The organism is Vibrio sp. TH_r3 (genome assembly GCF_033101115.1).
Lineage (GTDB): Bacteria > Pseudomonadota > Gammaproteobacteria > Enterobacterales > Vibrionaceae > Vibrio.
Genome location: NZ_JAWMPW010000001.1, coordinates 454,078 through 467,970, shown reverse-complemented (window position 1 = coordinate 467,970; position 13,893 = coordinate 454,078). Strand labels below are relative to the sequence as shown.

The 13,893-nt window shown below is 40.6% G+C and carries 8 protein-coding genes; 7 read left to right on the top strand and 1 reads right to left on the bottom strand.

All coding sequences use genetic code 11. The annotated features are described in order from the left end of the window. Positions 1-244: 244 nt before the first annotated feature. The gene (gene glgA, locus R3X26_RS02010; protein WP_317715437.1) at positions 245-1,720 is read left to right on the top strand and encodes a glycogen synthase GlgA; all 1,476 of its coding nucleotides are present in this window, start codon (positions 245-247) and stop codon (positions 1,718-1,720) included. A 196-nt stretch (positions 1,721-1,916) separates the two neighbouring features. On the opposite strand, the gene mnmC is transcribed toward glgA, so the two are convergent. Next, positions 1,917-3,941: a bifunctional tRNA (5-methylaminomethyl-2-thiouridine)(34)-methyltransferase MnmD/FAD-dependent 5-carboxymethylaminomethyl-2-thiouridine(34) oxidoreductase MnmC gene (gene mnmC, locus R3X26_RS02005; RefSeq protein ID WP_317715436.1), complete on the bottom strand. Its 2,025-nt coding sequence runs from the start codon at positions 3,939-3,941 to the stop codon at positions 1,917-1,919. A 142-nt stretch (positions 3,942-4,083) separates the two neighbouring features. Here mnmC and fabB point away from each other — a divergent pair, with 142 nt between their 5' ends. The 6 genes from fabB (at position 4,084) to accD (ending at position 13,890) form a co-directional block, all read left to right on the top strand. Continuing rightward, a complete protein-coding gene (gene fabB / locus R3X26_RS02000) occupies positions 4,084-5,295 on the top strand; it encodes a beta-ketoacyl-ACP synthase I (RefSeq protein WP_317715435.1) in 1,212 nt (403 codons plus the stop codon). A 244-nt stretch (positions 5,296-5,539) separates the two neighbouring features. Beyond that, positions 5,540-6,673, top strand: coding sequence for a 4-phosphoerythronate dehydrogenase (locus R3X26_RS01995; RefSeq protein WP_317715434.1), 1,134 nt, complete (start codon positions 5,540-5,542; stop codon positions 6,671-6,673). Further along, complete coding sequence (locus R3X26_RS01990; protein WP_317715433.1) at positions 6,670-7,683, top strand: aspartate-semialdehyde dehydrogenase; 1,014 nt, start codon at positions 6,670-6,672, stop codon at positions 7,681-7,683. The genes R3X26_RS01995 and R3X26_RS01990 overlap by 4 nt, the downstream gene beginning before the upstream one ends. Before the next feature lie 432 nt (positions 7,684-8,115). Continuing rightward, entirely contained in the window at positions 8,116-11,796 is a 3,681-nt protein-coding gene (locus R3X26_RS01985) for a FimV/HubP family polar landmark protein (RefSeq protein ID WP_317715432.1), read from the top strand. 14 nt (positions 11,797-11,810) lie between these two features. Continuing rightward, positions 11,811-12,605 carry a tRNA pseudouridine(38-40) synthase TruA gene (gene truA / locus R3X26_RS01980; protein WP_317715431.1) on the top strand — a complete coding sequence of 265 codons (795 nt, stop codon included), beginning with the start codon at positions 11,811-11,813 and terminating at the stop codon, positions 12,603-12,605. A 340-nt stretch (positions 12,606-12,945) separates the two neighbouring features. Further along, entirely contained in the window at positions 12,946-13,890 is a 945-nt protein-coding gene (accD, locus tag R3X26_RS01975; protein WP_317715430.1) for an acetyl-CoA carboxylase, carboxyltransferase subunit beta, read from the top strand. The last annotated feature ends 3 nt before the right edge of the window (positions 13,891-13,893 follow it).

Sequence of the window (13,893 nt, the reverse complement as noted above, 5' to 3'; positions counted from 1 at the left end):
GTATATTTGATAAAAACCTAACGGAATTCAAGTTTTTGATAAGTATTGGTAACTCTTTGCAGTTTTGACGGAGTGGCCATGGAGTCGATAATGGCTTTATGCTAAAACCGAAGTGTTTGGTGAGTGTACTAATGATGTTGAGTTGATAAATTTTTAGTTGTAATTGAACGACTTTTCATAACGCATAACCTTATTTTAAAGGTCATAAGTTTTGAAGTCATAAGCTTTTTGAGGTTATAAAAGTATGAATATAGTTTGGGCGACAAGTGAAGCAGCACCTTATGCGAAAACAGGTGGTTTAGCCGATGTGTCCTATTCGCTGCCGTATGCGATGGCAGAAAATGGACACAATGTATCCGTTATCATGCCGTATTATCCTCAAGTTATGGGCGATCAATGCAAAGATACTGAGCGAGTTTACGAATTACTTGGTGTTCCTTTTGGTGAAGGACACGAAGAATGGGCATCCATCAGACAGCATAAAATTAATGACAATCTAACTTTTTATTTTATCGAGCATGATAAGTTTTATGACCGTCCTAAATTGTATGATTGGGCGGGGAGTGAATATGCCGATAATGCACAACGTTTCATCTTTCTCTCTAGAGCTATTATGCAGGCGATACTAGCACTTGATATCAAAGTTGACGTATTGCACGCCAATGATTGGCATGTTGCTTTGTGTAATGTGTATATAAAAAGTGACTTATATAATGGTTACCACAATTTTGCTGAAAGCAAATCTATTATGACCATTCACAATATCGGCTATCAAGGTATATTCAATAAATTTAACTTACCATTAACTGGGTTAGATTGGAGTTATTTTAACTTTCAGTGTTTGGAGTTTCATGATCAACTCAACTTCTTAAAAGCAGGGATATTGACCGCGGATATGGTCACAACCGTTAGCCCTACTTATGCAGAAGAAATTTTAACGCCAGAATACAGTTTCAATTTGGACCATGCACTTCAGCACAAAGCGGTTAAAGGTAAATTACGTGGCATTATTAACGGCATTGATACTCAAGAATGGAACCCTGAAACCGATCAGTATTTGCCGCAAACTTATTCCTATCAAGATTTATCCGGCAAAGCGATGTGTAAACAAGAGTTACAGAGAGAATTTGGCCTAGAAATAAGACCTGATGTGCCATTATATGGTGTCGTGTCTCGCTTAGCTGAACAGAAAGGCTTAGATGTGTTTATTGAATGCATACATGACATGCTAGAGCATGATGATGTTCAGTTTGTTATTGTTGGATCTGGTGAACGTTGGCAAGAAGAGGCGTTGGCTGATTACGCGGAAAAATACCCACATAAATTTGCTGCATTTATTGGATACAGTAATAAGTTAGCTCATATGGTTGAAGCGGGTGCTGATTTGTTTGTGATGCCATCAAGATATGAACCTTGTGGTTTGAATCAGATGTACAGCATGAAATATGGAACGGTTCCTATTGTGCGGTCAACAGGTGGTTTAGAAGATACAGTACACAATTATTCGGCCAGTGAATTAGATAGCGCGACAGGGTTTAAGTTTTATGATTTATATCCAGCGGCGCTTAGGGATACAATGCGTTGGGCTGCATCGATTTACAGCAACGATAAGCCTGCTTTTGAAAAAATGGTTATTAATGGAATGCGTACCGATTTTTCTTGGCATCTTACAGCGACTGAATATGAAGAGCTGTACGAACATGCCAATACTCGGTATTAATAAGTAGACTACTCGGCATTAATCGTTAGATTTGGTGCCTAGAAGTTAACGCTTTATTACTGGCTCATGGCGCAGCCGCAATTATTCTGGCGATCGCACATAGTAAATTGTGCCATAGAAAAACCTCATCATATAAATTTTATACGATGAGGTTTTGTTTTTTAGGGATATTTTTCTCTTAGTTAAACATTGGCTATTATTCTTTACTGACTGGTCTGCCTTTCAGAAGTTTACGCACCCATATTTTTGCCGGATGGATATGCTCTAAACTATCTATAGGTAATGGTAATGGGTCGTTGCAAATTTGAGATGCCAATACCTCTGCCATTAACGGTGCGGAACACAGTCCTCTGCCCCCTAATGCTAAAAAACAATACAAATCAGGATAATCAGCTACTGTGCCAACGTCCTTGTTGTCACGCAACGTAGCATAGTCGTGTTTAACGGCTTCGAAATCACAGACATTACCAACGAATGGTAGGTGATCTCGACTAGTACTGCGTATGCCTTGTTTGGCTTGATGCGTTGTTATATCGACTTCTTTGACCCAGCTTTTGTCTGGTAAGGTTCGGACTAATTTGTCGGCGTTTTCTTGCTGTGCTTGCGCATCGAAAGCAAAATCGATATTTTTCCGATCATGGCTAGCGCCAATACAATGTTGTCGTGTATTGGGGTTATGTGGCGTCATATAGCCATTGTAGCAAAGTACCGTGTTCAGTTTTTTTAACGAATCTGTCGTTGGTACATGACTTACTTGCCCTTTAACGGGGGATTGCGGAATATTGGCGGTTTGAGACAGCTGGTTCGCTTTGTGACCATTAGCAACAACGACCACTTTATGTTGGAACTGCACATCATGTTGAGTTTGGTTATTTGTACCAGATAATGCCCAGCAGCCATTTTGTCGCTCTAATTGTCCTATTTCTGTATTTGTCACTAAGGTTAATTTTTGATTTTTCACTAAAAAATCAACTAAATTTTGAGTGAATTGTTGTGGGTTTAACCATCCGCCTAGAGGGAAATGAATTCCGTCTAAGTCAGTTGGTAGTCCGACAAGTTGATTCACTTCTTTACTATCAACAGCAGTAACTAGCTCTTTTACATAATTGCCTAGCAATATATTCTCGAGCTGTTTACGAGCTTTATCACTCCAAGCAACATGAGTTACGCCACACCAATCATGATCGAAATCGATGTGCTGAGCTGAGTGGTCAAAAAATTGTCGAGCAAACAGCAACGAAGGTGCGAAAATTCTGGATGCACCACTGTGATCACGATTTAATAGAGGGTAAAGCGCTCCTTGTTTATTTCCTGAAGCATTTTGAGCAACGTGCTCGTCTTGGCAATACAAGGTGACATGGACGCCTCGGCGGCATAACGTTGCAGCCAGAGCTGCACTGGCAATACCACCGCCAATAATAGCTACATCATCAACGTTATCGTTCGTCGGCCTCGCAAACCAAGGTTTAATATTGGTAAAAGGCTGTTTGAAATTTAATTTACCAGCCAGCATTTCTCTTTTCTGACCAAAGCCTTTTACTTTTTCCATGTTAAAGCCCGCTTCAATAAGGCCTCTACGGACAAAGCCCGCGGCAGTAAAGGTGGCGCAAGAACAGTCTTTTTTGGCAAGTTTTACCATGTTGTCAAATAGAGTCTGATTCCACATTTCAGGATTTTTGCTTGGTGCAAAACCATCTAAGAACCATGTATCCACGATCCCTTGTGAATTGGTCGCGACTAAAGGCATACAATCTTTTATATCACCAAACCAAAGGTCGAGCGTGACCGCACCGTCTGCAAAAATGAGTCGATGGCATTCAGGGACAGAAATAGGATAGCAATCTTGTAACTGTTTAGCGTAGCTTGCCAGTTCTGGCCAGGCTTGATGTGCTTTGACTAAATCATCTATATTTAATGGAAATTTTTCAAAACTGATGAAATGGAGTTCTTTTACTGGTGCATTTGGAAATTCAGCTCGAAAATTTTCAAACTGCTGCCATACTGCTAGAAAGTTTAAACCTGTGCCAAATCCAGTTTCAGCAATAACAAAACGGCGTTGGTCATATGTTTGCCATCTTTCTGGGAGATGATTTTGTTGGATGAATACATAACGTGATTCTTCTAATCCACTTGCGTTGGAAAAATATACATCGTCGAATTGTCCCGAAACAGGTGTTCCGACCTCATTCCACTCGAGGTGAGCATTTGTGATAGATGTCATGGTTTTAAACTGTTTGGCTTAATGTTGGTCTAAAATAAAGCTGAATTGTACGTTTTTATGGGAAAGCTGACCACTTTTGTTGGTCAACTTGGGTATTATCGTACCGTTATATTAAAGATTTTAAATATTATAGGAATACAAAATGAAACGCGCTGTCATCACTGGTATGGGTATCGTATCAAGTATCGGTAATAACGTTGAAGAGGTTTTAGAATCTCTTAAAGCAGGCAAATCAGGTATCAACGAATCTGAACAGTTCAAAGAAATGGGGTTACGTTCTCAAGTATGGGGTGATCTCAAAATTAAACCTGCAGACCATATCGACCGTAAAAAAATGCGCTTTATGGGTGATGCAGCCGCTTACGCTTACCTTTCTATGGAACAAGCCATTGATGATGCGAAATTAGCTGACGATCAAGTATCCAATATTCGCACTGGGATAGTCGTTGGTTCTGGTGGTGCTTCTGCATTAAACCAAACGGTTGCTGTCGATACGCTTAGAGAAAAAGGGGTACGTCGAGTTGGGCCTTATATGGTCACTCGTACCATGTCTTCTACTGTATCAGCGTGTTTAGCCACACCCTTTAAAATCCTCGGTGTGAACTATTCCATGAGCTCAGCTTGTGCAACCTCTGCACACTGTATCGGTCATGCAGTTGAACTTATTCAGTTAGGCAAACAAGATGTTGTTTTTGCTGGTGGTGGTGAGGAGCTTGATTGGAGCCAAACGATGATGTTTGACGCAATGGGTGCATTGTCGACTAAATACAATGAAACTCCAGAACTTGCTTCACGTACTTATGATGCAAACCGTGACGGATTTGTTATTTCTGGCGGTGGCGGTATCGTTGTGGTTGAAGAGTTAGAACACGCGCTTGCTCGTGGTGCAAAAATCTACGGAGAAATAGTAGGTTATGGGGCGACTTCTGACGGATATGACATGACCGCCCCTTCTGGTGAAGGTGCAGCGCGTTGTATGAGAGACGCAATGCAAAATGTAGACAGTGTTGATTATGTAAATACTCACGGAACGTCAACACCAATTGGTGATGGTAAAGAACTTGAAGCGATTCAAGAAGTCTTTGGTGGAAATAGCCCAGCTATATCAGCTACAAAAGCGATGACGGGTCATGCGCTAGGGGCGGCAGGTGTTCACGAAGCAATTTATTCCACACTGATGCTAGAAAATGACTTTATTGCACCAAGTATTAATATTGAACAACTTGATAGTGCGGCTGAAGGTTTAGATATCGTTACTGAAAAACGAGACCAAGCGATTACAACGGTAATGTCTAATAGTTTTGGTTTTGGTGGAACTAACGCCACTTTGATCATTAAAAAGTATCAAGCGTAATACGTTTTAAGGTCTGATTTAAAACGTAACGCAGAAAAGTTTCCAGAATCGATCAGTTTTACTGGTCAGACAGACGCAAGCATGCTCCTTTGAGAGCGGAACATGTTCCTTTTGTTCTGGAATTTGCCCAGTTGTCTATTTATCTAGGCGACTGGGCATTTTTATGCGCTTTATTCTTGCTTGAGAAATAGGTTTACGCCACAATCCACTCTCTTAACAACCATAAATAGTAATATCCTTACCCATGAAAATTCTTATTGATGAAGCAATGCCGTATGCAGAGGCTCTTTTTAGCCAAATTGGTGAAGTGACACTCAAATCTGGCCGATCTATTCAAGCCGAAGATTTGGTTGATATTGATGCACTAATGATTCGCTCGGTAACTAAGGTTAATGCTCAACTGCTTTCTCAGGCAAATAAACTGAAATTTGTCGGAACCGCTACCGCTGGTATGGATCATGTTGACCAGTCGTTATTAAAACAAAAAGGCATTTTCTTTACCGCTGCACCCGGCTGCAACAAAGTTGGTGTGGCAGAATATGTTGTCAGCGTCCTAATGGTATTGGCAGAGCAAAAAGGATTTTCACTATTTGATAAAACCGTAGGGATTATTGGTGCAGGTCAAGTTGGTAGTTATTTAGCCGCGGCATTACAAGGTATCGGAATTAAGGTCCTACTTAATGACCCAATTAAGCAGGCAGAAGGTGATAGCAGAGAGTTTACAGAGCTTGACTCGTTGTTATCTCAAGCGGATGTTATTACTTTACATACGCCGATTACTACCAGTGGCGACTACCCAACACATCATTTAATTAATGCGCAACGTTTGGCAAATTTTAGACCTGATCAAATACTGATCAATGCCGCTCGTGGTCCAATAGTTGACAATCAGGCGCTTAAAACTCGTTTGCAACAGCAAGACGGATTTAGCGCCAGTTTAGATGTTTTTGAATATGAGCCAATGGTAGATCTAGAGCTGTTACCTTTACTTGATTTCGCCACCCCGCATATCGCTGGCTATGGTTTAGAAGGCAAAGCTCGCGGAACCACCATGATCTATAACTTTTACAATGAATTTTTACAACGTGAGAACAGGGTGCAAGCAGCGGAATTATTGCCCATTGCGCCTATTCCACAACTCTCATTGCAACGTCAATGGGACGAAACAGTGCTCCATAAATTGACTCAATTGGTTTATGACGTGCGTTTTGATGATGCGATATTTCGCCGCGAGATCGAAAAAGACAACGCGTTTGATGAAATGCGTAAAAATTATTGGGATAGAAGAGAGTATAGTGCGATTCGCCTAGTTGGTGATCAAACATGTAATTTAGAGCCGCTAGGCAAATTAGGTTTTCAAATAGAGGTACAAAAATGAGCCAAGAATTTAACGTTGCAATATTAGGTGCTACTGGTGCGGTTGGTGAAACTATTCTTGAAGTGTTACAAGAAAGAAAATTTCCAGTGGGCGAGATTTACCTATTAGCCAGTGAGCGTAGCGAAGGAAAAAGCTACCGAGTTAATGGCAAATCTATTCTAGTAGAAAACGTAGAGACTTTCGATTGGAGCCAAGTACATATTGCGCTTTTCTCTGCTGGCTCAGAACTTTCAGAAAAGTGGGCACCTATTGCCGCAGATGAAGGGGTTGTAGTGATAGATAATACTTCTCAGTTTAGATACGACTACGATATCCCACTTGTTGTTCCTGAGGTTAATCCGGAAGCTATCGCTGATTTTCGTAATCGCAATATTATTGCCAACCCAAATTGCTCAACCATTCAAATGTTAGTAGCACTTAAGCCTATTCATGATGAGGTAGGAATTGAACGTATTAATGTCTCTACTTATCAATCGGTATCTGGAGCAGGAAAGGCCGGCATTGATGAGTTGGCAGGGCAAACAGCAAAACTACTCAATGGTACGCCTGCTGAACCAGAAGCTTTTAATCATCAAATAGCGTTTAACTGTATTCCGCAAATCGATTCATTTATGGAAAATGGCTACACTAAAGAAGAGATGAAGATGGTGTGGGAAACGCAAAAAATCTTTAATGATGCTTCAATTATGGTTAATCCTACTTGTGTACGGGTACCCGTATTTTATGGGCACGCTGAAGCAATACATATAGAAACTAGAGTTCCTATTGATGCAGAACAGGTTGTGCAACTGCTAGAAAATGTTGATGGTATTAATGTCTTTAAAGGACAAGATTTTCCGACCCAAGTTGGTGATGCAGGCGGAAAAGATCAAGTGATGGTTGGCCGTATTCGAAATGATATTAGTCACCACAGTGGTATAAACCTTTGGGTAGTCGCGGATAATGTTCGCAAAGGTGCCGCAACAAATGCGGTACAAATAGCTGAGTTACTTATTCGAGATTATTTTTAATCTCGATTAATGGCTGAAAAACTTCAGTCATTGAAACAGAGCCTAACTGACCATTAAGGCTCTGTTTCAATAGTCATATTATCTGTCGAGAGCATCGTTTTTTACGAGTATTGATTTTTAGAGCATGAGTTTTTACAAACATTAGTATTTGTGAGTACTATGTTTACAAGTACTTATTGTGATGAACATTAATTGTTGGAAATATTCGTTGTCGTGAACGAAAGTGTCGAGAAAACCAGTTCTTTCTGTGGATTCCAAGACAAAAGTGGCAATTATAATGATATTTGCGTTTTTTTTAGCTTGAGTCCTATAGTTTTCTTGCTTATATCCGATATATTTAGAAGTACTTTCTTTTAAAGGTATAGAGTAGTGGTCTGTTAACGCTCTTTCTATACTAAAAATAAATTTTAACGCACAAAAGACGAGCCTTATATGCATCCAATTCTAAAGCGCCTTGTTACGCCTTTAGCGTTACTTCTGACTGTTTCTTCTCATTTTGTTGTTGCAGAATCTATTCGTATTGTTGGACCTAATGGTGAGGTGCAACCACCTACACCTTCCTCTTCGCAACCTGTGTCTAGTTCAAACCGGACCCAAGTTTTTTCGCCAGTGAGTAATTCTGACCTTTATGGGCCTACTGCCGAAAATGAAACGCTGTGGTCTATCGCGTCACGACTTAGACCGTCAAATCAATTGTCAGTGCAACAAACAGTATTGGCGATTTACAAACTAAATCCGCAAGCATTTGATCAGCAAAATATCCATGAACTGATTCCCGGGAGTGAATTAAAAGTGCCATCTGTTGAGCAAATTCGAGCAGAAAGCACTGATGAAGCGGTCAGGATCATGCAAGCTCATCAAAATGCACTTGCAAAAGTAGCTGAAACACCAAATCAAACAATACCAGCTGCCAAACCTACAGAAGCTGTACAAAAACCGATCGACGTTTCTCAATCAACGGCGGAAAACAATGGTACAGATAATCAACAAGCCAGTCTTAGTCAAGATGAAGATAATAAGCCAACGGCTATTACTGCTCCTGATACTAATGTTGATAAATTAAAACAAGATTTAACAGCATCGGAAAGCGAGCTGGCGGCGTTAGAAGAAAAGAATCATAGCTTGAGACTTATGCTCTCTAATGTTCAATCAGAAGTAGGAAGCCTTAAAGATGAATTGGGTGATGAAGAACGTATTCGTAATGAAGTAGAAAAACTGCTCGAAGAAGAACGGTTAAAAGCGCTGCAAGCTGCGCAGATAGAGCCAAGCCAATTAGATATGTTATTAGCCAATACTTGGTTTGTGGTATTGCTTGGATTAATTCCCGGTTTATTATTTGTATTAATCATCGTGTTAATTCTAACACGCAAAGGTGCTCCTGCTGAAGCGCAAGAAACAGCTGAACTACAAAGTCCAGAAGTCATCTCTTTAGTGGACGATGATGAAGATGTGCCAGAGATCAATTTAGATGAAGATATTGACGAAGATGTTGCAATAGATGACGACCTATTTGGTGAGTTATCTGATGATAATATCTTTGATGTTGAAGGTGAATCGGAAGTGTCGTCGGAAGACGATATATTTTCCAACCTAGATGACAGTGATCTAGATTTTAATCTCGATGATGGAGAAACTGACCCATTCGCAGATATTAGCGAAGATGGTGATTTCTCGGCTGAACTTGACGAACCAGAAATCGAGAGCATAGAACAAAGTGCCAATGGTATTAGTGTAGATGGCGATGAAAAAGCACTCAGTCTTGCTGAAATGGAACGTGCTCTAGACGATGAGACAGAAGAGTCTGATGATGAATTTGATAGTGAATTTGACTTGTCTGATGAAAGTGGGATGTCTCAAGATGATCTTGATGAGTTATTAGCTGGCGAGGTTAATGAGTCGGAAGAATTAGACAGTGGTGAGTTAGATCAGTCAGTACTGGATGACCTGTTCAACAGCGTTAAAGAAGAAAGTGTTGCAGCGATAGAAAATGACCCAAGTTTGGACGATTTTGATTTATCTGATGATGGCGATGATAGCTCAAGTGAGCAGTCTACTACAGAGGATATTGACGATCTTTTAGCGGAATTTCAATCTGCAAGTGTAGCCGATAGTGAAGAGATCGATACTGAGTCGGTTGATGATTTAATTGCACAGAATAGTACTGAATTGTTAGACGATTTAATCATTGAACATTCGGATGATGACAATGATGAACCAAAGCTTGCAGAAGATAGTACAGAGCTATTGGATGACTTTTTACAGTCGCAGCAATCAGAGCAAGCCGATACAGATGATGTACCAACGTTAGCTGAAAATAGTACAGAATTATTAGATGAACTCTTAGAGTCATCACCCGATTCAGACACGACTGATTCTATAGGAGAAGACAATACCGCGCTATTAGATGAATTTTTATCTGACGATGAGCAATCTGATGAGATTGAAATAGATGAAAATAGCACAGCATTGCTCGATGAATTGCTACAAGGTGAGGGGCAAGATGCTAGTGATGATTCTAACTCCGACGGAGTAAGTCTGGAGCAAGACTCTGATGTAGAGCTCAGCCCAGAAATTGATACTCTTTCTGATGTCGATGATAGTAGCTTGGAAGTGAATAGTAGTGTAGGCAGTGATGAGGTAGACAGCGCAACCGAAGCTCCTACTGCTTCTGAGCCTGACAGTACCACTGAACCTGATAGTACCACTGAACCTGACAGTGCCATTGAAACAGATAGTGCCGACGAACTGGATAATACCGACCAAACGGAGAGTATTGATCAATCCAATAGTTTCGATGAATCCGTTGATTTTGATGAATTAAATAGTTCAGCAGAAATAGACAGTCCTGACGAAATAGAAAATGTCGATCAAGCAGACAGCGCCGATGAAGTAGATAGTCTCGATGAAGAAAAAAGTAATAGCGAAACTGAAAATAACGAGAATGAGCAGTTAGCAGATGAAGTATCAATCCAAGATGATAATTTTGACTTCTCTCCTCATATTGATGGTTCTGAACACGCAGAAAAAATACAAGAAATAGAAGATGTTGATCGCTATCTTTCTGACGTAGAGGCGAGCGATATTAGCGACATTGAACCTGTCAACCAACAAGACAATAGTTCAACTGATGCTTCAGAACCTGTATTGCCAGAAGACGTTACCCCCGCTACCAATGAGTTTGGTACACCTCAAGACGCGGATTGGGAGTTGGAGTCAGACTTGCAATCAGATACTGACATTGCTACTGAATCCGCATTAGACCCTGTTGCCGAATCGTTATTTGATGATCTAGAGCCAATTGAATTAGATGATGATGAGCTGGGTGAATATGATGAAAGTAGCGCGCTGGCAGATAGTCTAGAGGAAGCAACGAGCGAAGGAACCGTTCAGTCAGAACTGGAGCTAGAACCGGATTTTGATACGCTAGAGCCAATTGAGTTAGATGATGATGAACTAGGCGAATACGATGAAAACAGCGCGTTAGCAGATAGCATAGAAGAATCTAATTTAGATGAATCGGCCAACCTTGCTGAACTGTTAAATGAGAACGATTCTGGAGTAAAAATAGCTGAACAACCTTTAGACGACAAGACTATAGATAGTGCAGGTCTAGATTTAGACGCGATGCTAGATGTAGGTGAAGATTGGAACGGCTTTGAGTTGTCACCGGAGCAACAAGCTGAAATAGCGGCGGAAGTACCAGAAGATGAGCGAGACATTTGGCAAACTCAACCAGAAGAACCTGTAGCAGATGAAGAGGATTGGAGTGATCAATCAGAAGCAATCGCTGATACCGTCGAGACTAAAAATCAATACATGAGTGTTGATGAATTGATGATACAGGCTGATAGCGCTGATGATAATGAAATTGATCCAGATGCAGAAGAACTTAAACTCGATGTTGGGTTGAACGAATTTCCAGATGTGATCGGTAATGTGCAGCAGTTTGATGTCGACACTAATGCGGAAGCTGCTGGCAAACTTGATTTAGCGAAAATCTATATTGAAATGAATGACAGCGAAGGAGCAACAAGGTTGCTTGAAGAAGCGCTTATTTATGGCGATGAAGAGATAAAACTGCAAGCCAAAGGGCTTTTGGACAAATTAAAATAAGGTAATTAATAAGCATGCGTATTGCTTTATGTGTTGAATACAACGGCACGAATTATTCTGGTTGGCAAAGACAAAAACATGTTAACAGTGTCCAGCAGGAACTAGAGAAGTCATTATCAATTGTTGCTGCTCATCCTATCGAGGTACAGTGCGCTGGGCGAACTGATGCAGGCGTACATGGGACTGGGCAAGTAGTACATTTTGATACCAATGCCGCCAGAAAAATGGCAGCGTGGACTATGGGCGCCAATGCCAATATGCCCAAAGACATTTCTGTTCGCTGGGCAAAGGAAGTCTCTGATGACTTCCATGCTCGCTTTAGTGCCACTGCTCGCCGTTATCGATATATCATTTATAATCATGCTTTGCGCCCTGGTATTTTTTCCTCTGGTGTTAGTCATTATCACGGAGAGCTGGATGCAGAGAAAATGCATCAAGCTGGCCAATATTTACTAGGTGAAAATGACTTTAGTTCTTTTAGGGCCGCCCATTGTCAATCCAGAAGCCCTTGGCGTAACATTATGCATGTCAATGTGTCTAGGCTGGGTGACTATGTGATTATTGATGTGAAAGCGAACGCTTTTGTTCACCATATGGTAAGAAATATTACTGGTAGCTTAATTGTGGTTGGCCGTGGTGAACAGCCACCAGAATGGATTGAGTGGCTATTAAAAGAAAAAAACCGTGCACTCGCAGGGGCAACAGCCAAAGCCGATGGCCTATATTTAGTCGATGTGGATTATCCTAAAGAGTATGGTTTACCAAGAGTGCCGATTGGACCACTTTTTTTACCTGATGGATTTATATAAAAAACACACTTACTTTAAAATAAGTGTATGTAGATAACGGTTAAAAAATTGGAACGATTTATTTATGCTGAGTTCTAATTTTTGTATATAGCGGTGTATTTTTGCTAACCTGTAAATTATGACGATTGGATTATAATTGTTGAACGATTGGAAAATACGATTGTTGGCTACAGAAATAGGGTTATAGAGTATAAAGAAAAAGGTTAATAGACTATAGAGAAATAGGTACAACCAGTTTTTTGTCTACAGAACTATAAATCTATGTTTTAATCTGTGCGCAATTGTATTGAATTCTAACTGCTTCGCCATTTGGCGAGGGAAATAAAATAAAAGGTCTTCCATGAGTTGGCTTGAAAAAATATTAACAAAAAGTAATATCGTAACTTCTCGCAAAGCATCTATCCCTGAAGGTGTATGGACTAAGTGTACCTCTTGCGAACAAGTCCTTTATCATGCGGAATTAGAACGCAATTTGGAAGTATGTCCTAAATGCGACCATCATATGCGTATGAAGGCTCGTCGTCGTTTAGAGACCTTCTTAGACGAAAGCAATCGCGTAGAGTTAGCGAACGATTTAGAACCACAAGATAAGTTAAAGTTTAAAGATTCTAAGCGATATAAAGATCGTCTTTCTGCTGCACAAAAAAACAGTGGTGAGAAAGATGCATTAGTCGTAATGCAAGGTGAAGTATTCGGTGTTCCGGTTGTTGCGTGTGCATTTGAATTTACCTTCATGGGCGGTTCAATGGGCTCTGTTGTTGGTGCTCGTTTCGTCAAAGCAGTCGAAGCTGCAATAGAAGCAAATTGTGGTCTTGTTTGTTTCTCTGCTAGTGGTGGCGCTAGAATGCAAGAGGCGTTAATGTCTCTAATGCAAATGGCCAAAACCAGCGCTGCATTAGAAAAACTATCTTGTAAGGGATTGCCATTTATTTCTGTAATGACCGATCCTACTATGGGCGGTGTTTCAGCCAGTTTAGCAATGTTAGGTGACGTTAATATTGGCGAACCAAGAGCCTTAATTGGTTTTGCTGGTCGTCGAGTAATCGAACAAACTGTTCGAGAAGATTTACCTGAAGGATTTCAGCGTAGCGAATTCCTGTTGGAGCATGGTGCGCTAGACATGATCGTTGATCGTAGAGAGATGCGACAACGTGTTGCTAGTCTTATTGCAAAAATGACTAATCATGGCTCACCACTAGTGGTTTCGGTTGATGAAGCACCAGAACAACCATCAGAAACGCAAGAATCTGAATATAAAGTACCAGTACCTGAAGAAAAAGAGTAAAGT

Excerpts from the sequence above, each read along its gene's own strand:
- glgA (WP_317715437.1), top strand. The coding sequence starts at position 245 with ATGAATATAGTTTGGGCGACAAGTGAAGCAGCACCTTATGCGAAAACA.
- mnmC (WP_317715436.1), bottom strand. The coding sequence starts at position 3,941 with ATGACATCTATCACAAATGCTCACCTCGAGTGGAATGAGGTCGGAACA.
- fabB (WP_317715435.1), top strand. The coding sequence starts at position 4,084 with ATGAAACGCGCTGTCATCACTGGTATGGGTATCGTATCAAGTATCGGT.
- R3X26_RS01995 (WP_317715434.1), top strand. The coding sequence starts at position 5,540 with ATGAAAATTCTTATTGATGAAGCAATGCCGTATGCAGAGGCTCTTTTT.
- R3X26_RS01990 (WP_317715433.1), top strand. The coding sequence starts at position 6,670 with ATGAGCCAAGAATTTAACGTTGCAATATTAGGTGCTACTGGTGCGGTT.
- R3X26_RS01985 (WP_317715432.1), top strand. The coding sequence starts at position 8,116 with ATGCATCCAATTCTAAAGCGCCTTGTTACGCCTTTAGCGTTACTTCTG.
- truA (WP_317715431.1), top strand. The coding sequence starts at position 11,811 with ATGCGTATTGCTTTATGTGTTGAATACAACGGCACGAATTATTCTGGT.
- accD (WP_317715430.1), top strand. The coding sequence starts at position 12,946 with ATGAGTTGGCTTGAAAAAATATTAACAAAAAGTAATATCGTAACTTCT.